Origin of the sequence: Paenibacillus pabuli NBRC 13638 (assembly GCF_001514495.1) — a bacterium.
Lineage (GTDB): Bacteria > Bacillota > Bacilli > Paenibacillales > Paenibacillaceae > Paenibacillus > Paenibacillus pabuli.
This window is the reverse complement of the sequence record NZ_BCNM01000004.1, coordinates 153132-177643: the sequence shown is the minus strand read 5'-3', so window position 1 is coordinate 177643 and position 24512 is coordinate 153132. Positions and strand designations below refer to the sequence as shown.

The window sequence follows — 24512 nt, the reverse complement described above, 5'->3', positions numbered from 1 at the left end:
CTTACTTCAGCCTTCTGCGAATGTCATTCAGTTTCGATGACATCGTTCTGTAGAACTGGTAGATGTCTTCCCCATTTGCCAGTTCCACTCGCTCGTATTCCAGACGATCACGGGATTCCATGAACAATGCAGCCAGATCATCCAACTTCGTAAGCAGTGGCGTGATATCTTCGGAAGCGGTCAGGTCGTTATCGCGGCGGGAGGCTTTGCGCAGCAATGTGCTGCGATCCTTCTCCGCCAGTCCACGGAAATTGCCAAACACTTCATATTCAGCAAAGTTACGGCTCTTCATCAGATTCGCAAACGGCTCCCATGCGTCTTCTTCCGGGTCACGGTCATAGACGTACAGCGCGCCTTTCTTCACGATGGTATCCGTGTATAGTGCTTCGATGAAGCGGTCATACCACTGCTCCTCGTCCTGATGCTGGGCGAGAATGCCTTCCAGCTCGGCGACTTTGGCCGAGATGGCGTTCATCTTCGCCAGTTCTTCACGTACACGCGCGATCAGCTGCGGGGAACGCACCAGATTTTCTTTGGCCATATCTTCATTAATACTGCCGAAAATGTCCTTCACCGACACCCGTGGCAATCCTTCGGATTGCAGGCGTTTCAATTCCATGACTGCCCGCTTCACTTCACCCAGGTTCGGGGTGGTGGACGTCAGACGCATATCGTAGGCACCAAGCTTCGCTGACAGGTCAAACGGTTCCGTCGTCACAATGGCATAGCGGTTGCTTGTATTCTCATCGATGGATTTGGCTGTCACGATGTTGTATCCGAGCGCCTGCTCGAATTCAGCACGCACGCGGGCATTATATTGCTTCACGCGGGCATTCTCGTACACATCTCCCCATGACTTCTCCGGAATTGGCGACGGCAGATAGGTCCAGTTATTCTTCTCGGTCTGTACCAGATGGCGGCCGATACCTTCTTTGTCCAAAATGGTACGTTCATAACTTTCCTCATATACCTTGAGCGGGGTATACACAAACAGTGGTACCCCGTTGCGTGTGTTCAGCCAGAAGATTCGGTTGCGCACTTCACTTTCCTTGACAGTAAAATGAGATTTGCCCACCGCATTGTTCTGATAGTTGCGAATCCCTCTCAGAATGCCCGGCGCCTGTGCTGGCACTGATACGAATCCCCAGGACGGGAAATGCAGACTGCCTGTGCTGTTGCTCAGATTGAACACCGGAACGGCCTCATCATCCAGTTTGCCTGCAATGAAGCGTTCCACGAATTTCTCGACCGACTCATCCTGTCCATATTTGATAACCAGGAAGTCCTCCATCGAGCGGGTAATCAGATCCCCGAACTTCTCCGTCAGGAAATCAGAGATGGAGCTGACAATATCGATTTCGTTTTCCTTCACCCACTGGCTGGAGTTCTCCAGCAATTCACGCGAGAAGTCGCGGATCAGATCATCCGTATCACGCTTGTCCAGCAGCCCATCCACCACACTGACGATATCCGGCACACTTACAACGTTCCAATAATAAGTCTTGTTGCCTTTGTGATCGGACTGTTCTTCGCCGCGTGTCAGGATATCCCCGTTTTTGGAGAAGATCGAGCTGAGCGCGTTCAGCGTTTCAGTAAATACGTTATAAATGCGGCTGTTCTCCTGGTTCAGCAATTCGTACAGGTCTTCGTAGAACTCGATCATCTGATCGTTGCGTTCCACATCGGCATGCAGCCAGTACTCATGAATTTTGGCTTCAATATAAGCATTCTTCTTCTTCTCTTTGGAGACGAACGCACTCTTCGCATCGCCCAGTTTCTCTTCGGACTGCTCCTGAGCGGCCTCAATGTCACGCGGAATGCGGAAGGCATTCTCACGCAGGGTTTCAATGTACGACTGAATCATCTTCAGTACACAGAAACCTTTTTCCGTGTAGATCAGACGGGAGACATAGAAGGGACCCTGTTCGGGATGCAAAAACATACGCCGGTTCTGTTCGGTGAACTGACCCGCAATCTCGCCCGGCAGCTGCTTCTTCGCCTTGATATATTCCTCACGGGCACGAGCCAGGAAGTTCTGCTCCAGTTCAGTGTCCATGTTCACGACCTGTGATTTCACCACATTGCCATAGGACAGACGCTCGCTGTTCTGATAGCCAGGCAGCGGCTCCGGTACACGTGCTTCAAAGGACTTGACCACACTTTCGAGATCAATGCCCAGCTTGCGGGCAAACTTCTCGGTATCCTCCTGGTTCGGCGCTTTGGAGAACATGGTGCTCATTTTGTCAAACATCCGGTAGGCCAGATAGGTCGTCATTTCTTCAATTGGCAGTACCGCTGAGGATGCGCCGATGATGTTGTAATCATAGTTGGCCGGGTAGGCCTTGTTCATTTGTGCAATGTTCGTGCGAATGTTGCTAATGTAATCGTGAATGGCAAACTCCTCGCCGGACTGCTTTTCCTCACTCGCCATGAAGTTGGTGATGTTCTCTGCGGTAACATTCATGCAGTAATCATAAGCGTTCTCCAGCAGTTTGCCTTCCGTATTGGTTGCGGAAATCAGATGACACAGGTTGAACGGCGGCAGTGGTGAATTTACGGTCAGAATATTGCCGTATTTCTGCGAGAAACGCTCTCCCCGACTATCCACGTTCATCCAGTAATCCAATTCCTTGAGCGCAGCGTATCCATTCTTGCGGATGTATTCACGAGTATGCTCACTCAAGCTTTTGTTTGACAGGTTCACGTCCGGGGTGAACAGATACCCCAGCGTGTTCACGCGGTCAATCCCGGCAGAGCCGTGATCGCGTTCGATAATCCCGCGCACGATGTAGGAGATATCGAGGAAGCATCCACTGCCCGTACCGCCGGAAAGACCCGTCAGCAGGAACACCATCAGTTTTTTGTTGGTGCCTACCGATAAGGTTTTGATCTTTTTGTCGATCGCCTGCACGACCTGGTTAATCTTGGTGAACAACAGCAGGCGTCCAGCCTGACGCACCCCTGCAGCGCCGTTCATGCCATCGGTAATGCTCAGCTCCGGGGACAGCCAGTCCGTAATATACGGCTCCAATACGCTGCGGTTCTGAAGCAGTCCGCCAATTTCGGCATTGGACAGCAATACGAATTCATTAATTGGATCGAGTCCGATGCCTTTATACTTTTTGGCGCGGTCCTGTTCATTTGTTTCAAAAGCAAGAAACTCCACGTTGGACGGTTTGTCCATTTTTTTCTTGGATACCGGGTCCTGTGGCAGCTTGAAACGTCGGTTAATCTGGTATTTAAGACGCAACAGCGCATCAATACCTGTTCCTCCCAGACCGATAATCAGAATCGGGTTATCAATTGTATCGACTCTGATTTTCTCACTGACAATACCTCCGCCAAGTGATACATCCAGCTGCTGAATATGTTCTCTAACAATCGGTTTCATTCCAAGTCCTCCCTTTCGTCATCTGCACGCTGCAAATGCCTGTTATACCAAATACTCAATTAAAATGGTCTTGTCCGCCTGTTGCAGCGGGATGCTCAGTCGGTCACCGTTCTTCAGTTCGACGCCTGAGCTTGCATCAACGGCACGGCCGGATTTCTCCAGCGTTCCGCCTGCAGTGTTACGAATTATAATTCGATCCCCATTGCTGGGTGTAAATACATATTTCTCGGTTTCCTTCAATTCAGGGTCCAGCTGTAACAGCTGGTGCAGATGGAATCTGCCCCGGAAGGATGCCAGTTTTTTATATTGCGGGTACGACTTGTCCCCGGTGTTCTCATCCCGAATTTCGACAATCATCTGTCCGACAAATCCGCGGTTTTTGCGTTTCAGCCAGCCTAGCAGGAACCAGACACCCACAGCTACCACGATCAGGGCGATGACACCCAAAATAACAGGCAGCCACGGAAACGGCTTGTCCTGCTCGCCCGGAGGAGTCGTTGGCTTCGTTCCGCTACCCGCTGCTCCGCCTGCATTGATCGTAATTGGAGCACTCTCCCGGTAGAAGCTGTCCTCTTCGGCACGAATAACAAGCTCGTAGTTATGGTTGTCCGGTACTTCAAACGTTCCGGCGAACCCGGTCCCTGTGTTTTCGAGCGGCTGTTCCGTGCTTTTGCCTGTATCCAGATCGTTTACGACCAATGTCGCCTTCATATCGGCATACAGATCATTATCCTGCAGCGGCTGTCCTCCATTCTCCAGCTTGGCGGTCAGATCAACTTTGTCGCCCTTCGTATAGGACTTGGTCTTAATTGGGTCCACGACGAGCTGGAGATCATAGTTGAACAACAGGTTGATATCGATGCTGTCTTTCGGAGCCCCTTTTACCCGAAGTTTCCAGTCGCCTTCCTGAGGCTTGAGCAGCTTCACCAAGGAATAACTCTTTGAAGTCGAGAGCTTGGCGGCATCCGAGTTCAGATCTACGGCCTTGCCGGAAGGATCGGTTAATTCAATCTGGACTTGTTTGGAAGACATGATCGAGATATTCGCTTCGAGTACACTGTCGTTCGGTACGTTCACGGTAACTTCCTGATAACTGCCGTTTCCTGTAATGGAGGGCAGCTTCACGACATTCAGTTTGGCATGATCGGCGAAAATCTCGCTCAAAATCTGCGGCAGATCATCGGGTGTATCCGTAATGAAGGACTTGCCTCCGGTCTGCTGAGCCAGATCAGCAAGTGCATCCTTGTTCAGTTTGCCGTCTGCGTTCAGTCCAATCGTATAGACGGGAATTCCCTGATCCTGTGCTTCCTTGACGGCCTTTGCCAGATCCGCATCGGACTGAGACTGGGTGCGACCTTTGGTTTTGTTAAAATCATTGTTGCCGTCAGCCAACAGCACAATCATTGGCGAGTGAGATGCGTCTGCCCCATGGTTCAGTACATTCACCGCTTCAGCCACCCCGACAGAGATATCGGTATATGGCCCTCGGCCGAGCTGATCAATAAAATCTTTCAGGCTGCTTTTGTCCGCATCGGACTGTATCTCCAGCAATGCCTTTTCCCTCTCCACCTGATCGGTGTAAGCGACAATCCCTACCTTGTCCCCCTGGACCGGCAGCATATCAATAAACATTTTCATGGCTTCATTACTGATCTTGTCACGGTCACTTGTATTCATTGAATTACTTACATCGGCTACAAGTACCGCATCGATTCCGCTTGTCTGTCCCTGAGCCGCTGCAGCATGTGGCAGCAACGCCTGAGGTAACAGCAGCGATAGAAATGCCAGCAGAACCAGAGTTCCGCTGAGCCAGCGTATTTTGCTTGTCCGCAGCATTGGGTGTACTCCTTCACGTTTGAGATTAAAATGGGAATAGTTTATTATAGGCGTCAAGCCTTAAGGAAATCTTAACAGTCTACTAATAAATTCTGAAAAGCACCCCTATCTTGAGTTACAGTTTTGTAATGACTGACAAAAATCGACGAATTCACGTCATTGGCTGGCATGAAAGTTCCAACTATGGAAATATGATATAGTTATTGCCAGCAAACTGCAATATAACGACGCTTGATCAGTGAACATTATCGTTTATAAAATGAATAGAAGAATCACACGCTAACGAGAAGGGCAGAAAGGTTGTTCTGCCATCGAATTGGGTCGAGTGTGCAATCAATAGTTCATCTTATAATATAAGGAAAATGATCAAGCCATAGAAAGGAACGGATTATGGTTACATACGGATGCCTCGCCATATTGTTTCTTTTTGTCATGATAAAGGTGATTGCGTCCCAGCTTCATCGACGCAAACCCGTTTCCCGGGAAGATGCGGATCGAACCCTCTACACTATTCTGAATGGCGAGCGTGATTGAGCATGAGCACTAAACAAGTTGTATCCATCAGACCTTTTATAAGAACAACACATGCCTTTCAAAAGCTGCGTGTCTGCAAGCGGTGCGGCCAGTATACCTGCCTGTGGGAAGACCACTGTACCGCCTGTGGGCGCGGTACCCTTGCCACAGTGGAAGAACGCGCCTCTTCCCGCGTGAAACGCCGTATTGCACGCGACCTGTTTATCACGGTAATCCTTGGTGCGGCAGCTACCTATTTTGGTGAGACCATAGACCAAACGATGGCGGCGGCCAGCGTCTCCCTGCTGCTTCTGGCTGGATTGATCTTCATGCAAAAGCGATCCTTCCAGGTCGAACAGCAGCGCGAGCTCAAACGCATGCTGCGTCAGGATGAGGAAGCGATTCGACAAGGCATCAACCGGAATTGGGCACTTGTCGCAGAAGCGCGCAAGCAAGATGAAGCGCTAGCCTATGAAATGCTCCGGGAGATCGGCTCACTCGTCTATAACGACCGGATTCGTCTGCAGCAGGTTGCGCTGCTGCAATCCTTCGTCCTGCGCAGCGATATGGACCTGCAGCTCAAACCGCTGCTGCTGCACAGCTTCGAGCGGCTGCTCGCTGAATATATCGGTGAAATCGCGCGGCTGAAGCCCGAATTGGTCCGTGAAGATGCGATCCGTTATGTCGCCACGTACGAAGTTAATATTTTGCAGCTGCACAATGGGATTAAGATTCTGACGGCAGTAGCCGCAGCCGCTGTACGTAAAAGTAAATATATTGAGTTGTTCCCCAGTCTTATTACCCGCTATGCCCGCTTTATGCCCAAAGATCGGTTTATGCGGCTCTATCGAACTCTGGAGCTGTATCCAGGTAAAGCACGCGGTGGTCTGGCGGAATCGGTTGGTCGGGTGTATAACGAGAAGTATCGGGATAACTATGCAGATATTCATGTGTAGAGCTGTTGTATATGGACTCGAAACGTAAATTAGTGCAAACTCAATCCCTGTATATAGACGAACTGAACTTCATTAACCCCTGCATGCATTCTGGAATTATGCGTGATGTTGCATAACTTTTATCATATAAGCTTCGACGAAAAAACACCCCATCCTTAGGTCTAGGATGAGGTGTTTTGTTGTTTGGAAAATGTATGGCGTTCTTCCAGACTGCTTGCCATGGGTTGTATCATTTACCGACCGCGACGAGAATCGCGACGGTCGTTCTTGACCGGCCCGCGGCCCTGCTTGCTTGGGCCGCCTTCACTGCCGCGCCCGGCGCTGCGCTTGTCGGCGCTACGGCCGCCCCAGCCGCTGCTGCGTTCATCGCCGCTGCGCCCTGCACCGCGCCCGCCTTGGCCCACTGCGCTGCGACTGCTGTCGCTGCTGCGCGCGGAACCACGGCCTGCGCTGCGCTCATCGCCACTGCGGCCGCCACTACGACCACCGCTGCGTCCACCTTCACCGCCGCGGGAACCACCACGACCGCCACGTCCGCCTTCGCTGCGGCCGGTGCGACCTGCGCCGCGACGGGCACTGCCTGTCCCAGCGGAGCGTCCGCCAGAACGTTCTTCATCACCCTGACTGTTGATGGAACGTCTATTTGCTCCAGTTGATGCTACTGGACCTTCACTTGTCCATTGGATACGGGACAGCTTCTGATTGGTGCCTTCCTCAATACGAGCAAGCTCCGGTCTGTCGTGCTGTGTTGCAAATGTCACGGCAAGGCCCGTGCCGCCAGCACGACCCGTACGGCCGATCCGGTGGATATAGCTTTCCGCATCATGCGGCATATCGTAGTTGAATACATGCGTTACGCCTTCAACATCCAGTCCGCGTGCCGCAACATCCGTAGCAACGAGGATTTGCAATTTCGCGTCGCGGAATGCTTTCATTACGTTCTCACGCTTGGATTGGGACAGGTCCCCATGAAGTTCATCGCTCGCATAACCTGCTTCGCGCAGATCTTCATTCAGCTTGGATGCACGACGCTTGGTCCGGCAGAAAACAATTGCCAGGTACGGGCGATACGTATCAATCATGCCGCGAAGGGCCTCAAGTTTGCCACGATCCGTGCACTCCAGCACCTGCTGGCGAATCTGATTGATCGGAATCACGGACTTGGAGGATACTTTCACATCCTCCGGGTCTTTCATGTAGTTCTTCGCCAGGTTGCGAATGCCTTTCGGCATCGTTGCCGAGAACAGCATTGTCTGACGTTTCTGTGGCAGTTCACGAAGGATGGTCTCCACATCATCCAGGAAGCCCATGTGCAGCATTTGGTCCGCTTCATCCAACACCAGTTTTTTCACATTATCCAGCTTCAACGTGCCACGACGCAGATGGTCCAGAAGACGTCCCGGCGTACCAATCACGATCTGTGTACCGTTCTGCAGTTTACGCAGCTGTTTGTCCACATCTTGTCCGCCGTATACCGCGAGCACATGCAGCTTGTCGTCGTTTGCAGTCAGCTTCTTCGCTTCTTCCGTAATTTGCAGCGCCAGTTCCCTCGTAGGAGCAATAATTAGCGCTTGCGGCGAGCGGTCGGATACATTAATTTTCTGAATAATCGGCAGCAGGAAAGCCAGCGTTTTCCCTGTACCTGTCTGTGCCTCAGCAATAATATCACGCCCACCCAGCAGTACCGGAATCGAACGCTCCTGTACCGGAGTCGGCACGGCGATGCCCTGATGTTTCAGGATCTCGCACCATTCCGGGCGAATGCCCAATTGTTCAAAGTTTGCCAATCGTTACACCTCTGTATATTCATTTAGATAAGTCCATTTCATAAATGCTTTCACTTGAACTTCAATCAAGACTAGTTTTCCGTATATCAATCATGATTATGAAATGAATTTTTTAAAAAGCAATCGGTCCGTTGCTCTTCTTCTCCATACCCTGTAGTTTACACGTTAGTCAAGCAAAACAAAAGGGGATCAGGAGTTACTTTCCTCCATTTGATCACAAATGTCCCGGATCGTTGTGTTTAAAGCGTTAAGGAATCATACTACGGTTCGTAAGAATATCGGACGCATGAAATTACAGGCAATAGGACGTGTCGGGTTCGTTAGACCCAAACTAATTAAGTTTTTAGCTGACCTATATAAAAAAAAGGCCGTCCCTGTCATGATCCATCATGACTTGCAGGACAGCACCTTTTATCACCTATCAATGTTACTCATTTGGATTCAGCTATAGCAATTAATTACGAACTTTGCCCTTGCACCGTAGCCAATCCACTTTTATCAAGCAAACGAGAGCTTTCCTCGTTCAGTCCGCGCAGATGTACCGTTTTGCCCAGCTTCGCATATTTGAACTTCACTTTCCCAATGGCGACAACCGCCGTGTTATCCCAAATATGTGAGCCACCAAAATCAATCGTGATTTCCTGCGGATCGGCTTCTGCATTGAACTCATCGACAAAGCGGGAGGATGAACCGAAGAAGAACGGTCCGTTAACCTGGTACACCTTCTGCCCCTGCTCCTCATTAGCCTGCACTCGGATTTTGGTCTGTTTCCAGCCAAAATGAAGAACGCTAAGGACAACACCGACCATCACACCGATGGACAGATCGTGAGTATACACTACAATTGCAACCGTGATGATCATGACAATGGCTTCCGCCCGTGGCACACGCGCAATGTTCTTGATGGAACTCCAGTCAAACGTACCGATGCACACCATAAACATCACACCTACGAGTGCACCCATCGGCACCTCTTTCACCACACCACTCAGCAATAACAACAATATGGCGAGAAAAGCCCCTGCCGTAAATGTCGATAATCGACCTCGACCACCAGATTTCACATTAATAACCGACTGTCCGATCATTGCACAGCCGCCCATGCCGCCGAACAAGCCGTTGACAAAGTTCGCGATTCCCTGACCGCGTACCTCGCGGTTTTTGCTGCTCTTGGTCTCGGTCATTTCATCCACGATGGTAGCGGTCAGCAGGGATTCCAACAAACCTACCAGTGCCATCGTGAACGAATAAGGCAGTAGAATCATTAGCGTATTGAGGGACCAGTCAATATTGGGCAGGTGGAACATAGGCAAAGTACTTGTGAGATTGCCCATATCACCTACGGTTTTGACATCCAAATGTAACAGCGCCGTAATGATCGTCATGATCACAATGGCAATCAGTGGAGCCGGAACGCTTTTGAAAAACCTTGGCAAAATATAAATAATCGTCAGCGTGCCTGCTACCATCGCATACATAATCCAGTTGGCGCCCGTGAAATGGGTCAGCTGCGCCATAAAGATCAGAATCGCCAGTGCATTCACAAACCCTGTCAGTACCGAATGAGGTACAAACGTAATAAACCGTCCAACCTTGAAAATTCCCAGAATAAACTGGATAATACCTGTCAGAATTGTAGCAGCAAACAGATATTCCACGCCATAATCCTTGACGAGTCCTACCATCAGCACCGCCATGGCGCCCGTTGCTGCCGAGATCATGCCCGGTCTTCCACCAGCAATCGAGATCACAATCGCAATCGTGATCGAAGCGTACAATCCGACCATCGGATCGACCCCTGCAATGATCGAGAACGCAATAGCTTCCGGGATTAGCGCCAGCGCTACCGTTATGCCTGCCAGCACGTCTCCGCGAATGTTGCCAAACCATTGTTGTTTTAAAGTATTCATAAGTCCTTTGTCGTTCCTCCTACGTGTATCAACTCAAATTTGTCTTATCACCTGATGGGTAACGAAACGATTCATCACTGATCCATTACAACAGACAGCACAAAACAGCGGAATACTCTTCCGCAAAATTCGTCAATCGTGGCTAAATAGCATCATATCTACAGCATAATCAATTCGGCGCATTTCACTGTTCCCAAGCTTGATCTTGGTCTGTACCTCAAATTACGAATCTTTCACCACAGGAATTAGGCTATACAACATCAATTTTGAACACGTCTCATCCGTTCCTGTGGTCCCGCTTGTTTCCGTCCCATTCCGTTTTCTTTTTCTTGCCTTCAGGGCACCATGAGCAAAGCATGGCACCTATAGTTTTCCCCTCTCAGAAAAACTGGGTCCGTTAATGTACTGACCTATTATTATAACCACAGGATGCAATATGTACAACACAATTAAGCTAAGAATATAACAGTATATCTCTTAGAATCTAATCTTTTCGTTACTTTATTCAAAAATACTTTATTTTGAACATAATAATCTAATGACAAAAAAACCTCCCTCGTTGGGTTTCATGGAATGATTCAGACCGGGTTCGATGGACGAATGGTCCCAGCGCTGGGCCCCTTCTGTCTGAACGACTACATTTACGTTGCTGGAAGAGCCGACTCTCATCATTTCCTTTAAGTCATCGCTTGCCATATGAAAATCGCTTGCCATATCCGAACCGATCATATAGATGAGAAAGGTGTAATCGGCCTGCCGATCGGATGCTTTTAGTTCAGACACAGGAAGAAACGAGACAAGCAGAATGAACACAAGCAGCTGTATTATTCTTTTCATTGCTTTCCCTCCTTGTTTTCACTCTATGCGATATGCCATAAAGAGAAATAACCATCTTCATCGGGAGCCTCGTTCTCCAGTACAAAACCAGTAGACTGAAAACACTTCAAACAAGCAGCGTTGTCGGCTTCAATTCCGGCGTACCATTTATGGATCGTTCCCAGCTCGGGCAGCTGCATGGCTTTTCCAACCACTGCCCTGCCGTAGCCCTTGCCCCGAACCGACGGATTGACAACGATGGCAATGCTTCCCGTATTATGCTCCTCCTGCTCAATCATAATTACGCCTACAGCTTCATCCTCCGAAAAAGCGACCCACACGTCATAACCGGGATGCTGCTCGACATGCCGGTACCACTCGCCTAAAGGAAGCATTCCCTCCAATCGTCGATGAACCTCTGCATCCTTAAACCAATCCTCCAGCATCGCCAGATCGCGTTCCGTAAACGGCCGCAGGTTGTCAATCGTTACCACGCTCATTTCATCTCACCTCTTATCTGTATTTTTGAGCCTGCATGTTGTACAGTTCGGCATACCCTGCCCCATTCACAAGCAATTGGTCGTGGGTTCCCGTCTCCATGATTCTACCCTGTTCCATATAGACTACATAATCTGCGTGGCGTGCAGTGCTTAACCGATGCGAGACGATGACCACCGTCTTGTTCTTCATTAAATCCCGCATTCGCTGGAATACGTCTTCCTCCATGAACACATCCAGCGCTGAGGAAGGTTCGTCCAAGATCAGCAATGCGGCAACATCCTCTCTCATAAAAGCACGGGATAATGCAATCCGCTGCCATTCTCCTCCGGAAAGGCTTCTGCCTGCGAACAGCCTACCCAGCTGTGTATCGTATTTTTGCCCCAGTTGGTGGAGAAATCTGGCCACTCCGCCCAGCTTGGCAGCTCTTTCGATCATCCTTCGCTCGTTAACAGCTGCAAGATTGCCTAGTCCAATATTGTCCCCAAGATTCATTTCATAGCGTACAAAATCCTGGAATACCGCTGTGGCCTGTGTTCGATAGGCAGCGATATTTTCGCGCAAGGATAACTCATATTTTCCGAATTCCTGAAAAAACAACCGAGATATGCTCTCTCAGCTCCCTGACATCAAACGAGCGAATATCCACACCGTTAATTTTGATCTCGCCTTCGCAAAACTCATAGAAACGGCACAGTAGCTGACAAGTGTCGTTTTGCCCGAGCTGCAAAAATTGATAAAGGCGGAATTACATTAGCTGTCATGCCTTACGTATACTGATGCTGGCCTGAATATGGCATTCTCCAAAAAACTATAAAAATAAGACCCGCAAAGATTCTTTAAAAAGATCTCTTCGCGGGCCTTGTTGTTATGCTAGAATCTCCCTGATTTAAATATCGAATAGAGCAAGAAGGCCACCATCAGAATCGCTACCAGAAAACCAATCTCAATTACGGGAATATCCCATAACATGGTAGATTGGTGACTGATAGAGGAACCAATAATCAACCCCACCATAATAATACAAAAAGCGAGCAGCACGATACTAAAGGACAATCGGTTACTGATCTGGTCCAGTCTGCGCATAAGTGCTTCAAGTTCAGGGACATTGATCTCCAGCCGCAGTTTTCCTTTGCTGATGATCGATGAGATCTGTCTCAGCTGTCCCGGAAGCCCCATGACACTCTCAGCCATATCAGCAGCACTTCGAAACAGACGATTCTTGATCCGCCCCGGATTGAAACGTTCCTTGATCAACTTCCGTCCAAAGGGCTCCGCCATATCCACAATACTCAAAGAAGGATCGAGATGTTCGATAACACCTTCCATGGTGAGCAGCGACTTCCCTAGCAGCAGAATGTCGGCAGGCATGACGACCCGATGTCGCTGGGCTACGCTGAACAGATCATTCAATGCTTGACCCACGCTGATTTTGGAAAAGGGAATATCGTAATATTTGCTGCGCAGCTTGTCCAGATCGCTATGAAGCCCTCGCAGATCCATATCATCTGGCATCATGCCCAGCTTCTCAATTGCCCGAATCATGCTGTCCGTATCCTTGCGCATCAATCCGATAATGAGCGAAGCCAGCTGCTGCTTCATTTCATCACTCAGACTTCCCACCATGCCAAAATCGATAAAGGCCAGCCTTCCATCCTTCAACACCATCAGATTGCCCGGATGCGGGTCAGCGTGAAAAAATCCGTGAATGAAGATCTGATTCAACAATGAATCAACCAGTCGCTGCGCAATGTTATTCAGATCATGTCCACGTTTAATCAACTCGTCGCGGTCATTCAGCTTGATGCCCTCAATGTATTCCATGGTGAGTACACGAGAAGAAGTTTGATCCCAGTAGATCACGGGGATTTTCACTTTGTTATCCTGCTGATACTGCTGTGCTATCTTCTCGGTATTACGGCCTTCCACCGTATAATCCAGCTCGGCCATCAGTGCCTGGGCGTATTCTTCCACCATTTGCGGAATCTGGTACTGCTTCACCCAATCCCAGCGTTTCTCCGCCATGGCTGTCAACTCGCGCAGAATATCCAGATCTCGCTGGACAATACGCGAAATGCCGGGCCGCTGAATTTTGATGGCTACAGCCTCACCGCTTCGGAGTTTACCCAGATGCACCTGTCCAATACTGGCTGCGGCTACAGGAGTATCCTCGAACCGGGAAAAGATGTCCTCCAGCGGTGTATCCAATTCCTGTTCCAAAATACCCCGTGCCGTCTCCGAAGAAAATGGGGGGACCTGATCCTGCAGCTTCACAAGTTCGCGGATGACAGACTCCGGCAACAGATCTGCCCTTGTACTTGCCAGTTGCCCCAGCTTAACGAAAGCTGGCCCCAGCTCCTGAAGTACAAGCCTAATGCGCTCACTCAGCGTTAAGGTGGTGTGTGCCTCACGCGACATCCATCGGCGTGGTATAGCCAGCAACTGGAACAATCCCAATTCCTCGACCATATAACCGAAGCCATGACGCACCAGCGCCATGGCGATTTCCCGGTATCTGCCGACATGTTTAATTCGCACAGCCATTTACTCGATCTCGTTTCCTTTGAGAGGAGGAACTTCAAGCGGAGCTGGGGATGCCTCAGGTTGCAGCTGGGGTGTGCCTCCCAGTTCAGCGAGCTTTTTCTCAAGGACCGCAACACGCTGTTCCAGACTGGTTACATCACTTTCGGATGGCACGCCTACTTCCTGAAGTACACGTTTGACCTGTTCCTGTATCATTCTTTTGAACTGGCCCTGCTCCTCATCGCCCCGTTCCATCAGGCGCTCGACCAACGCTTTGGATTCACCGGGCGCAAGTTCACCGCGCTTGACCAGATCATCCACGGTTTTTTCGATTTTTTCCTTGCTTACGACGGTAAGGCCGAGACCTAACGAGATTGCCTTTTTGAACAAATCGCTCATTCTTGTCATCCTCCTCTTCGTTGATCTCTATATTATACCCCTAAATATCACGCACACAAAAAAACGCCCCGACTATACGTAACGCGCAGCCCATTTGCCAGCCTGCAAAATTAACTGGCGATAGGTTTCATGTGCAAACGAAGGGACATGATGTCCAGGCATAAGGTAAACAATACGTCCAACACCATATCTATGTGCCCAGGCTGCAGGCTTCGGACCTTCTTCGGACTGATATTCAAGCAGAATTTTCGTTTCGGCAAATGAACCGAATTCAAACAGATACGGCTCTTCTTCCATGGTAAATCCGGAAATACCTTCCGTCACCGGATGGCTTTCCTCGGTTACGGTGAATTCAAGTGGTGCATAAGGGGGATGATGCAGGAACTTGGCACCGATCATCTGCTTCAACTCATAACGATTCTGGAGTGTAATTCCGTTATGTATAATGACCAGTCCACCTCCATTGCTAACATAGGACAATAAACCTGCTGTCTGCTGTGGAGAGACTTTCCCCTTCCAATCGTCCATGTAACAGATACATACATCAAATCCGGTTATATTTTCTTGCAGCAGCATGTTGCGATTCTCACTGCACTGCACAGTCATAGTATCGTGGAAAATCCGGCTGATCTCCGCATCCACTCCTTGCAGCGGATGCCAATCCGGATGAGTATAATCACCAAGTAACAACGCTTTTTTACGATGATCCATCATTAAAAACTCCTTTCAAATTACCAGTCACAACATTACCAGGGAAGTGCGTCCCCCTTGTAATCGACATACGCGGGTTGATCCCCCATGAACTGCTTATGGCGATCGATGAGTGCTGTGATATATTGTGCCGATTGATCAGGCGTGAGGTCTGCGGCGGTATTCAATTCCCCGCTCATATAACTCTGTACCCAGCCGGGATGAATCAGCATCACTTGCCCACCTTCATTCTTCAGACCATTATGCACAAGGCGGGCCTGCATGTTTAACGCAGACTTGGACATGCAATAGGCAAACCATCCATCCCGGCTGCATTGCTCAATACTGCCTGCCTCCGAAGATATATTGACAATCAGCTTGTTTGTCCCTTGAAGAAGGAGGGGCAGCAGGGCATGCGTTACACGCAATGTTCCCAAGGTATTTACGTTAAATACTTCTGCCATCTCCGCCATATTTAACGGGCCGCGGATATGATCGGTTATACTTCCTAGTATAGCCGCATTATTGATAAGCATATCCAAATGCGCTGTATCCAGCTTAAGTGTCTCCGTGAACAAAGCCACAGACAGGTCATCAGCAATGTCCAGTTCAATGGCGCGTAAATGCTTCGGATAGGCATCCGTAAGAAGACGAATTCCATCCGACTTTTCCAGGTCGAGCCCTGCCGCATAGACGGTATAGCCTCTTTTCAGCATTTGTGCCGTCAGAGCCAGTCCCAATCCCCGGGCCGCCCCCGTTACACATACGGTTTTCATCATGCTGTCCCTCCTTCACAAGCCTAATCGGTCTTTAATTCATTCCACATAATTATCTGAAAACCTTTAATTATGAGTGAACACGCCGAACTTCACGACCAAAGTCTCAGATGACTTTCATGTGATCCGAGTCGTTAAGCTTATACAGGTGATTCAGGGCATATTCAGCTGCAACATTTCTGGTAGCATCGCTCTATCTAATGACTTGTCTCGACTTGTTGAGAGCAGAAATCACCAGACAAAACACAAAAAATTCTGATCCATGAATCGGATCAGAACCAGGAATGCTATGAATCTCGGATGTGGATACAATTCATCATGGTATCAACATTGCGCTGGTACAGTTACACTTATTGCAGAAGATCAGCCTTGTCCACACGTTTGGCATCGTAATAACGCCCCAACTCAACGATTAGGGCTCCCATCTTCTCGTCCTCTGGAACTACAAGTGCTTCGATACCTTCCTCACGCATGGCGTTTGCTGTAACCCTGCCCACTGAAGCCGGTACGACATCTTGCCGAAAAGCCTCCTGCATGAGTTCAAGCTTTCCCTTGGACGCGGCATATTCAACCAGAAACCTCACCTGCGGGCCACTCGTAAATGCGACAGCATCCACTTCATGCAGCAAAATCTCATTCAGCAGCAGTTCGAGTTCTCCCTCCTCAGGCGGAACGTGACGATAAGGAAGCACCTGACGTACAAGAGCACCCTGTTCCTCCAGCCATCTGACCAATTTGGGAGCTGTCTCCCCATGCAATTGCAACATTATGCTCCGCCCCGCCAGATCATGTGAAGCGAATTCACGAATCAGTCCATCCGTACTGCCGTCATCATCCCGGACCAGCGGAGTGAGTCCACGCTTTCGAAGTGCATTAACGGTTTTGTACCCTCTTGCCGCAATTGAAGAGTCCGACAACGCATCCAGTAATTGAACAGCAATATCCATATCCTCAGCCATATCAAAAATAGCATCCAATCCCATGCCCGTAGTCAATACCGTCCAGTCTGGCGGATCGGAAATCCAGGATACCAGGCCATCCCGAATATTACGATCATCCAGAAATACAGTTCCTTGTGCAGGTCGAACAAGTGGAATTCCACCCATTTTCTCAACCAGCAAGGACATCTCTTTGGATTTTCGCGGTCCTGTCAGTGCTACACGTATACCTGCCAAATGTTGAACCATTCCTGTTCCCCCCGTTCATTCAGCCGAATGTCATCCGTCTGACTACAGTATACAGGGTACGTCTATGGAGGGAAACCGTGTTTTCCCTCTTTACGCCGGTTCATCTATAACGATTTTTGATGACATGTATCAGGAAGGCTGCAGTTCGCCACCCTGAAGCCCTTCATGCTTGTCCTCGCCTGATTCCCCACCATCCCGCGACACCTTTTCTTGTTTATCCTCCTGGGAAGGCTGCTTTTGTTTCGGATTGTCCGTTGAACGTCCGGTGTCCTTCTCCTTTTTGCGGGGACGAAGGAACACAAAGAGTATAATGGGAAACAACACTTCAAAAATGATTGCAATCCATGTCCATTCCCTTGTAAAGCGAAAGAGCTGAATTGCGTTTTTGAAAAACCAGAAGGCACACACAAAACCAATCAAAGCAACCGGTCCCGTCATGATTTTACCTGAGACTTTGGGAATCATTCGCTTCAACCCCCAGCAGACAAAGTACAGATCAAAGGCAATCTTGGTAATCATCGCAGGCAAAGTCACTGCTGCCAGAGCCAAATCAAATCGGTCAAGAAAATCACTAATCTGCAGCTGCCTTGCCAGCTCATAGGAAGGATAAACCAGTCTGGATGCAATGGGCACACCAATCGATGCAATGGTCTCGATCAAAACCAGAATCAACACCAAGGTTGCAATTGTAATTCCCCATAAGACGGATTTGAAACGAAAATCACTGCCCTTGATCACAAAAGGCAATGCAATCATCTCTCCAAAAAAGGAGAATAAGTACCAGCTTCCCTTGCCAACACCTGCAACATCGATGTCAAAATACGGCATCAGATTTTCCAGTTCAATTTGCTTAATAAGCATAAACGGCACAATTAAGGAAATCAGCAGGAAAAGAGGTACATACAACTCGGACATTCCAATTAAAGACCCCAGCCCTCCCCTCACGATGAAAATGGACATGACCAGAAGGGACAGTACAATGATGGAAATTGGGGTTGTCTCCAGCAATGTAATACTTACATAGTCACCAATTAGCCGGATATCACGGGCAAATATAAACAGATAAAACAAGATATACATCACACCGGTCAATCGACCCAAAAAGGGGAATCGTTCCACCAAAGATTCAAACAGGTCCTTATCGGGAAACCGACGCTGAACACGACTCAACATCCATAAAGATCCCGTCATGACAACAAATACAGGGATGTAGGACAAGTAAGCATGCTGTTCTGCATAAAAAATGGCCTGTGCATGGGGCTGAATCAACGTGCCTGTAATGCTAAGCAGCATGATGAACAGAACCAACTGACGAGGGGTCACTCCCTGATTCATCGAATACCTCCTTTCCGTTTATTCAAGCAAGGCATTGGGACTGGATGACACTCACGTTACGGTAATGGCAGCCAATGCTGGACCAATTGGGTAAGCCATGCAGATACAAAGACAGTTTTGCTTAAATTCGTCACATAGAACCAAATTCCGGCACTGATGGCGATCAATCCATATGACACCCAGCGATTAATGGCTGCCGCCTGCTTCAAATGTCTGAAATCCATGATAATCACGGCAACAACCATAGCCAAATAAGTGAATAGCAGCGGCTTAATCATGGACAATGTCCTCCTCTTGTAATCCAATCGGTTTATTGATAACCCCTACATTTTCAATAATGACATGTGGTTCAACATTTACCTTCACGTCTGGATAAATATCATCCCAGCGATCCTTGATCTTCTTCCATTCCTTGGGCATCTGCTGATGAATGGAACGACCCACACCCAAAATATCTGCAGGATATTTTTTTTGGATCAGCCTTACTCCCTCTTTAATATCATCTTTAATTTTCTGGTGAAGGGCGTGATTCAGGCTCTTCATCTCTTGGTCGCGCAAGTCACCATAATTCGACTCGTTGTCTACCATGACTCCCTTGGCATACAGTTGAACCGTCACTGATACTTTTCCATTCTCAATATGAGGATGCAATGAAGAGTTGTTTTCGTTCAATTTGATAAAAATATCACCTTTCCCACGCGGAGCTTTAACCATCACCTCTGGCTCGTTGGCTTCACCCATGGCTAATATAAGTGCACTAGCAGGGGCTTTTTCAATCATGCCTATCAATTTGTCCTTCTTGAAGATCGCAAGCCCATCCAACTTGATATTCGTCTTGACATCCTTCCAGTTGCCCGGCACATTGTCAACGGCCGAAGCGACAGGCAAAAATGGATCTACGCCCTCAGAAAGAATTGCATCTGTGAATGTCTTGAGGGACCGTGGATTGCGCATATCCAGGAAACATAATTCGCGCACCATTTCCGAAGGGAATTTTTCAATGGGTGCATCGGTATCCAGTACCTTGTAAGCAGGACCTTTGGTAATAACCGGCAAAGCAGAGAAGCGGTTAAGTGGGAACCGTGTAAGCAAATCCAGCATGGGAGCAACACCATCTCGTGCAAGTTCTTCCCCAATCAGCATCGTACGTCGGTGGGCATAATACAGCTCGCGAGAAAGTGCTTTTTGACCTTCAATGGACGTTCCGCGCAACGTTTTGGCTGTGTTGGATAGCATAAACCAGGATTTATCCCCGCTTGTGCCTCCGCCTCCGCCTTGACTTCCTGAAGAACCGGATTGGCCTGGGAGAGCAATTTGCAGACTCGACCTGTAATTGTCGTTTTCTTTGTCGACGGCAACTCCAATTACAAAAGCAATATCATTAATTTCCTTCCTGTCCCAGCATCCGGATATAAAAATAGAACATAGGAGCAGTAAGGTTACCGCACGTCGTTTACGGAGAAGAATCATGCACTCACCACCCCTCCTCTGCTTCAGGCGAACCGTTGATCTTGTCGTTCATCCGCTGCTGATCACGGTGAACATTAGAAGGACGATTGATCATTTTCCACCATGGTGCACGAATAACAATATCCTTGGTATCCGTTTTACTGTAGGGACTTAGGCCGGACAGATAAGGCACACCAAAGGAAGTCATCTGTGTCAGATGTACGGAGATCAACACCAAGCCAATCACAATGCCGTACAAACCAAGTGCCCCGGCTAGCAGCATGATGGGAAAACGCAGCAAACGAACCGTAATGGCAAAGTTAAACCGCGGAATCGTGAACGACGCAATACCTGTCATCGATACGATGATAACCATCGGTGCCGAGACAATCCCCGCCTGAACTGCTGCCTGTCCAATGACAAGCGCCCCCAGAATACTGACAGCCTGACCTACCGTTTTGGGTAATCTGACCCCCGCTTCTCGCAACGCCTCAAATGACAATTCCATAATGAGGGCTTCAACCAGTGCTGGAAATGGAATGGCCTCCCTCGCCCCGGCAATGCTCAGAATTAATGTAGTCGGTAACATATCCTGGTGGAACGTTGTAATGGCGATATAAAATGCTGGAAGGAATAAAGCGATCGCCACAAACAAAAAACGAATCCATCGCACCAGATTACTGATGAAGAAGCGTTCGTAATAATCTTCACTGGCCTGAAGCATCTGCCACATGGTAACCGGGGCAATAAGAGCAAATGGACTGCCATCCACAAAAATGCCAAATCGTCCTTCCAGCAAGTTGCCAGCCAATGTGTCCGGCCGTTCGGTATAATGCATCTGTGGAAAAGGGGAATACGGATGATCCTCAATGAGTTCCTCAATATATCCCGTTTCCAGAATGCCATCGATCTTGATCTTGTTAAGGCGCTTTTTGACGTCTTTGATCAGTTTCGGATCTGCAATATCGTCGATATAGGTCAACACAACACTGGTTTTGGTTTCGGTTCCAATCGTCATGCTTAACATCTTAAGCGCAGGTGTTTTCAGCTTGAACCGAAGCAGTGCCGTATTCACACGCAAAGTCTCGGTGAACCCTTCGCGTGGTCCCCGGATAACCGACTCGGTCTGAGGCTCCTCCACACCACGCCGTACGCCGCCTTTGACGTTAAATAACCAGGCTTCCTTGCTTCCGTTAATCAACAGCAGAGCAGATGATTCCAGAACCCCATCCGCTGCGGCAGCCCAGGAGTCCACTTTTTTCACCTGCGTCAGGGCAATTCTGGTATCATCCAACGGGGCTTCAGGTTCATCCGTTCGTTGCTCAATCAGTCCCCGAATCAGAGGACGAAGCATATGATCCTGGATATCCGCCGAATTCACGATGCCTTCGATATACACCAGCAGCCCGTCCATTTCAGAGGTGATTCTGACATTGCGGAAAACGACATCCGAACAATCCGAGAAGATGTCTTCCAGTGCCAGCATATGGCTTTCATGCGAGAGCCCTATCGGTTGCCGCAAAATAGGGGGAGACGGCAGCCCGAGTGGGATCTGCTTTTTGCCTTCTGAATTCCGGGAACCCTCTTTCCCTGATGTTCTGTTCGCCATATGCCGCCCCTCCGTTCCTTTTTTATACAAGGTAGCTTGTACCAGATCGCGCATAATTATGTGGTCTTTTTATAAATATCCCAATGCCCTCTTCAATTTGGACAACAAAAAAAGGCCTCTGTGTGGATCACAGAAACCTTGGGATGTTTTACGTTCCGATTTAATCGGCAAAATAATCTTCAGGGACATAGCGAATTTCCGAATTCGCATAGATGGTTAATGTGTGGCTTGGGCTGTCATACTGCACCTGATCCCCCTGAACATAGTACCATTGCTTCACAAGGGGTTGATCCTTGCGTTGTACAAAGCGAAACACGTTCAATTCGTGTCTAAGCTCCATAATATGGTTCACCGCTTGCGGATCCAGACCTGTAACAGTAAACATAAAGCCTGTGCCCTCTTTCTGATAGCGATAGGACAACGAATCGGATTTGCTGTTTGCCAGTCCTCGTCCAGTCACCGCATGCTTCACCATAAACCATTCCTGCTGCGTCATAGCGTACATCCTCCTTTGCTCTTGGAGTTTCAATCGATTTCAGTCATTAAGGTAAGTCGATCAACATATAGAATGCATTTTCGCTCGCTTCCAGCTTCATGGATGTGGTCTGTTCCACACGAGCCGTGTCGCCTTCATTCAATGAATGCTCACTGTTTAAGCCAAGCTTGCCTTCAATAGTAAAAATGTACATGCGGCGATCAGGGGCCTGCTCATAGGTTAAAGCTTCCCCTTTAGCCAAGCGACCAAGATAGATCGTCATATCCTGATGAATGGATGCAATACGCGGCCCGCCTTCAGGGGATACCACAGCTACAAGGGCTCCCGCAAGTGCGTCTGGATCGAACGAGGTCGTCTCGTAAGACGGCTCCAGCCCTCTCGTATGTGGCATGAACCAGAGTTGAAGTATGCGTACTTCTTCGGTATCCGAAGCATTGTGCTCGGTATGAATCATGCCACTGCCTGCTGACATGCGCTGGATTCCACCGAACGACGTAACAGCCACATTGCCCAGATTATCTTCATGACGCAGCTTGCCGTTCAGCACGATGGACACAATCTCCATGTCACTATGCGGGTGTGCCCCGAAACCGCGACCAGGTGCAATAACATCGTCATTGGCTACTCGCATTGGTCCAAAAGCAGTATTCTCCGGGTCTTGGTACTCTCCAAAGGAAAAGCTGTGACTGCCGCGCAGCCAGCCCCGATCGAAGCTGGAGCGGGCATCGGATGGAATGACATTAATCATAAAAGTGCATCCTCCTCAGTTTCTAATTGATTGGTCCTGTTGATTACTCTTATTGAGCGCTCTTAGTGAATGCTCTTATTTTTTCTCAGTAGCATACTTATTCTCATTGTACCAAAAGCATAGCGAGTCGTCCAAATGAAAAAGCCCTTTCCGGGTCAGTTCGGTTCGCGAGTGTAATTCCCGTGCCGGACTGGCCTGAAAAGGGCCCGTTGCAGGTTAAACCTGCACCTCTATTCTTTTGCTTCTTATCGTTATCGACCTATGCTTAAGATAATTGTATCAAGCACTCACATTCTGACGAGCGTTCCCTTGTCTGGAGAACAAATGATCCACCGCCAGAAAACGGCTGCCTGTAAACAACAACGTCAATGAACCCGCAAGGAGCATGTAATCCAGCTCTGTACCATTGAGGAAAGGTGCTCCCGCTTTTGCAGTGAGCAGGGCACCAGCCATCACTGCGATAAACAGTGCTGCAAATACACGTGTTCCCAATCCCAGAATCATTGCTGCGCCACCCGCCAGCTCAACGATGGCTACTACCGATGCCAGAAATCCAGGAATACCGATACTTTCAAAGAAACCCACTGTACCGCTAATTCCGCCTTCGAATTTGCTCCAGCCGTGTAGTACAAAAATAAGTCCAATCATGATCCTGGAGAAAAACAATCCAATCTCTACACTTCTATTCATCGTTTATCATCCTCCTTCGCATTTCAATTCAACGTCTCAATGTCATCCGATGGACCAGACAAACAAGACAGACAGCATTAGAATCACGGTCGCAGATATAAATACCGCATAACGTGGAAGTGTAAGCGTAACATCCTGTTCCGGGTCCAATAGACGGGTAATTCGTACATTCACCGAAGTATCGGCAAATGACGATTGAATAGATGAGGTCCGGAGTTGCCAAGGCTCGGGGCAGGCACGAATCAGTTTGAGCAGCGCGCTGCCAATCCCCGCGACATTCCCGGTACGCTCGATCGCTTCATTATCGGCCAATATTTCTCTGACGATATGGTAATGTTTTGAAGTATGCTTCAACACCGGAATATAAGGCATCATGGTGGCGAATACCGAAAGCAATGTCGTCTTGAGTGGATCACGATGCCACAGATGATGAGCTTCATGATACACAACTGCCTTTTCTTCTTCGGTATCCAGCATCTGGAGCAGCCCTGTGGAAAGCACAATACAGGGTTTCCAGAGACCGATCGTGAACGCAGCCGGTGACGGCTTGTCCACCACGATGAATCCAGGTTGTTTCAGATGACGGTATCGCACCTCCAATTCACGAGATTTGGCGCCATCCTCCATTGACCTTAGTTTCCGTATCGCTGCGCGGGTCTGAATCATCCGAGTGAGCAGCAACCAGCCTGTACCGCCAAACGTCAGGAGCACCAACGCCATAAGAACGTGCCCTACAGACAGCCAGCCCAGCCTGCTCATCCAGTGATTGCATAGCCAGAGCAGATTAAACGGGATATCCCATCCAAATATTTTGTACATGGCGTACATAAACATCTGGATGAACACGAGTAACGGAATGCCAAACCCGACGGTAAACAACAGTTTCGAGCGGGCTTTCCACAT

21 protein-coding genes are annotated in these 24512 nt (G+C 48.9%); 1 reads left to right on the top strand and 20 read right to left on the bottom strand.

Features of this window, described 5'->3' with window-relative positions; genetic code table 11:
- Position 1: 1 nt before the first annotated feature.
- Positions 2-3391, bottom strand: a complete 3390-nt coding sequence (locus PPA03S_RS07900; RefSeq protein ID WP_062321553.1) for a tubulin-like doman-containing protein — start codon at positions 3389-3391, stop codon at positions 2-4.
- Between the two features lie 42 nt (positions 3392-3433).
- Positions 3434-5227: a vWA domain-containing protein gene (locus tag PPA03S_RS07895; RefSeq protein WP_062321552.1), complete on the bottom strand. Its 1794-nt coding sequence runs from the start codon at positions 5225-5227 to the stop codon at positions 3434-3436.
- Positions 5228-5763: 536 nt separating this feature from the next.
- Between PPA03S_RS07895 and PPA03S_RS07890 the strand changes: the two genes are divergently transcribed.
- Positions 5764-6696 carry a hypothetical protein gene (locus tag PPA03S_RS07890; protein WP_068964010.1) on the top strand — a complete coding sequence of 311 codons (933 nt, stop codon included), beginning with the start codon at positions 5764-5766 and terminating at the stop codon, positions 6694-6696.
- A 233-nt stretch (positions 6697-6929) separates the two neighbouring features.
- Here the strand turns inward: PPA03S_RS07890 and PPA03S_RS07885 are convergent, their stop codons facing one another.
- The 18 genes from PPA03S_RS07885 to PPA03S_RS07795 form a co-directional block, all read right to left on the bottom strand.
- Entirely contained in the window at positions 6930-8483 is a 1554-nt protein-coding gene (locus PPA03S_RS07885) for a DEAD/DEAH box helicase (RefSeq protein WP_062321549.1), read from the bottom strand.
- A gap of 458 nt (positions 8484-8941) precedes the next feature.
- Positions 8942-10393 (bottom strand): SulP family inorganic anion transporter, encoded by a 1452-nt coding sequence (locus PPA03S_RS07875; RefSeq protein WP_062321545.1) that lies wholly within the window; start codon positions 10391-10393, stop codon positions 8942-8944.
- A gap of 516 nt (positions 10394-10909) precedes the next feature.
- Positions 10910-11230, bottom strand: a complete 321-nt coding sequence (locus PPA03S_RS07870) for a hypothetical protein (protein WP_062321543.1) — start codon at positions 11228-11230, stop codon at positions 10910-10912.
- Between the two features lie 23 nt (positions 11231-11253).
- Positions 11254-11709, bottom strand: coding sequence for a GNAT family N-acetyltransferase (locus PPA03S_RS07865; RefSeq protein WP_062321541.1), 456 nt, complete (start codon positions 11707-11709; stop codon positions 11254-11256).
- A gap of 13 nt (positions 11710-11722) precedes the next feature.
- Positions 11723-12271 (bottom strand): ATP-binding cassette domain-containing protein, encoded by a 549-nt coding sequence (locus tag PPA03S_RS07860; RefSeq protein ID WP_167665998.1) that lies wholly within the window; start codon positions 12269-12271, stop codon positions 11723-11725.
- Positions 12272-12580: 309 nt separating this feature from the next.
- Positions 12581-14251 carry an ABC1 kinase family protein gene (locus tag PPA03S_RS07855; protein WP_062321538.1) on the bottom strand — a complete coding sequence of 557 codons (1671 nt, stop codon included), beginning with the start codon at positions 14249-14251 and terminating at the stop codon, positions 12581-12583.
- Positions 14252-14629, bottom strand: a complete 378-nt coding sequence (locus PPA03S_RS07850; protein ID WP_062321536.1) for a phasin family protein — start codon at positions 14627-14629, stop codon at positions 14252-14254.
- Between the two features lie 72 nt (positions 14630-14701).
- Positions 14702-15340 (bottom strand): ThuA domain-containing protein, encoded by a 639-nt coding sequence (locus PPA03S_RS07845; RefSeq protein ID WP_062321534.1) that lies wholly within the window; start codon positions 15338-15340, stop codon positions 14702-14704.
- 35 nt (positions 15341-15375) lie between these two features.
- Positions 15376-16098, bottom strand: a complete 723-nt coding sequence (locus PPA03S_RS07840; protein WP_245683546.1) for an SDR family oxidoreductase — start codon at positions 16096-16098, stop codon at positions 15376-15378.
- 347 nt (positions 16099-16445) lie between these two features.
- Positions 16446-17282: a uroporphyrinogen-III synthase gene (locus tag PPA03S_RS07835; RefSeq protein ID WP_062321532.1), complete on the bottom strand. Its 837-nt coding sequence runs from the start codon at positions 17280-17282 to the stop codon at positions 16446-16448.
- Positions 17283-17411: 129 nt separating this feature from the next.
- Positions 17412-18617 (bottom strand): GerAB/ArcD/ProY family transporter, encoded by a 1206-nt coding sequence (locus PPA03S_RS07830; RefSeq protein WP_062321530.1) that lies wholly within the window; start codon positions 18615-18617, stop codon positions 17412-17414.
- A gap of 56 nt (positions 18618-18673) precedes the next feature.
- Complete coding sequence (locus PPA03S_RS07825) at positions 18674-18895, bottom strand: hypothetical protein (RefSeq protein WP_062321529.1); 222 nt, start codon at positions 18893-18895, stop codon at positions 18674-18676.
- Positions 18888-20087 carry a Ger(x)C family spore germination protein gene (locus PPA03S_RS07820; protein WP_062321527.1) on the bottom strand — a complete coding sequence of 400 codons (1200 nt, stop codon included), beginning with the start codon at positions 20085-20087 and terminating at the stop codon, positions 18888-18890. The genes PPA03S_RS07825 and PPA03S_RS07820 overlap by 8 nt, the downstream gene beginning before the upstream one ends.
- Positions 20088-20091: 4 nt before the next feature.
- On the bottom strand, positions 20092-21552 hold the full coding sequence (locus PPA03S_RS07815) for a spore germination protein (protein ID WP_245683552.1): 1461 nt from the start codon (positions 21550-21552) through the stop codon (positions 20092-20094).
- A 283-nt stretch (positions 21553-21835) separates the two neighbouring features.
- Entirely contained in the window at positions 21836-22171 is a 336-nt protein-coding gene (locus PPA03S_RS07810; protein WP_062321525.1) for a hypothetical protein, read from the bottom strand.
- A gap of 46 nt (positions 22172-22217) precedes the next feature.
- Positions 22218-22919 carry a pirin family protein gene (locus PPA03S_RS07805; RefSeq protein WP_062321523.1) on the bottom strand — a complete coding sequence of 234 codons (702 nt, stop codon included), beginning with the start codon at positions 22917-22919 and terminating at the stop codon, positions 22218-22220.
- A 279-nt stretch (positions 22920-23198) separates the two neighbouring features.
- On the bottom strand, positions 23199-23609 hold the full coding sequence (locus PPA03S_RS07800; protein WP_062321521.1) for a DoxX family protein: 411 nt from the start codon (positions 23607-23609) through the stop codon (positions 23199-23201).
- A 42-nt stretch (positions 23610-23651) separates the two neighbouring features.
- On the bottom strand, positions 23652-24512 hold the full coding sequence (locus tag PPA03S_RS07795; protein WP_062321519.1) for a M56 family metallopeptidase: 861 nt from the start codon (positions 24510-24512) through the stop codon (positions 23652-23654).

What these genes read in the sequence shown, in the direction of transcription:
- PPA03S_RS07900 (WP_062321553.1), bottom strand. Translation starts at nt 3,391, where the DNA reads ATGAAACCGATTGTTAGAGAACATATTCAGCAGCTGGATGTATCACTT.
- PPA03S_RS07895 (WP_062321552.1), bottom strand. Translation starts at nt 5,227, where the DNA reads ATGCTGCGGACAAGCAAAATACGCTGGCTCAGCGGAACTCTGGTTCTG.
- PPA03S_RS07890 (WP_068964010.1), top strand. Translation starts at nt 5,764, where the DNA reads ATGAGCACTAAACAAGTTGTATCCATCAGACCTTTTATAAGAACAACA.
- PPA03S_RS07875 (WP_062321545.1), bottom strand. Translation starts at nt 10,393, where the DNA reads ATGAATACTTTAAAACAACAATGGTTTGGCAACATTCGCGGAGACGTG.
- PPA03S_RS07870 (WP_062321543.1), bottom strand. Translation starts at nt 11,230, where the DNA reads ATGAAAAGAATAATACAGCTGCTTGTGTTCATTCTGCTTGTCTCGTTT.
- PPA03S_RS07865 (WP_062321541.1), bottom strand. Translation starts at nt 11,709, where the DNA reads ATGAGCGTGGTAACGATTGACAACCTGCGGCCGTTTACGGAACGCGAT.
- PPA03S_RS07855 (WP_062321538.1), bottom strand. Translation starts at nt 14,251, where the DNA reads ATGGCTGTGCGAATTAAACATGTCGGCAGATACCGGGAAATCGCCATG.
- PPA03S_RS07850 (WP_062321536.1), bottom strand. Translation starts at nt 14,629, where the DNA reads ATGAGCGATTTGTTCAAAAAGGCAATCTCGTTAGGTCTCGGCCTTACC.
- PPA03S_RS07845 (WP_062321534.1), bottom strand. Translation starts at nt 15,340, where the DNA reads ATGGATCATCGTAAAAAAGCGTTGTTACTTGGTGATTATACTCATCCG.
- PPA03S_RS07840 (WP_245683546.1), bottom strand. Translation starts at nt 16,098, where the DNA reads ATGATGAAAACCGTATGTGTAACGGGGGCGGCCCGGGGATTGGGACTG.
- PPA03S_RS07835 (WP_062321532.1), bottom strand. Translation starts at nt 17,282, where the DNA reads ATGGTTCAACATTTGGCAGGTATACGTGTAGCACTGACAGGACCGCGA.
- PPA03S_RS07830 (WP_062321530.1), bottom strand. Translation starts at nt 18,617, where the DNA reads ATGAATCAGGGAGTGACCCCTCGTCAGTTGGTTCTGTTCATCATGCTG.
- PPA03S_RS07825 (WP_062321529.1), bottom strand. Translation starts at nt 18,895, where the DNA reads ATGATTAAGCCGCTGCTATTCACTTATTTGGCTATGGTTGTTGCCGTG.
- PPA03S_RS07820 (WP_062321527.1), bottom strand. Translation starts at nt 20,087, where the DNA reads ATGATTCTTCTCCGTAAACGACGTGCGGTAACCTTACTGCTCCTATGT.
- PPA03S_RS07815 (WP_245683552.1), bottom strand. Translation starts at nt 21,552, where the DNA reads ATGCTGGCACTGGAAGACATCTTCTCGGATTGTTCGGATGTCGTTTTC.
- PPA03S_RS07810 (WP_062321525.1), bottom strand. Translation starts at nt 22,171, where the DNA reads ATGACGCAGCAGGAATGGTTTATGGTGAAGCATGCGGTGACTGGACGA.
- PPA03S_RS07805 (WP_062321523.1), bottom strand. Translation starts at nt 22,919, where the DNA reads ATGATTAATGTCATTCCATCCGATGCCCGCTCCAGCTTCGATCGGGGC.
- PPA03S_RS07800 (WP_062321521.1), bottom strand. Translation starts at nt 23,609, where the DNA reads ATGAATAGAAGTGTAGAGATTGGATTGTTTTTCTCCAGGATCATGATT.
- PPA03S_RS07795 (WP_062321519.1), bottom strand. Translation starts at nt 24,512, where the DNA reads ATGTGGAAAGCCCGCTCGAAACTGTTGTTTACCGTCGGGTTTGGCATT.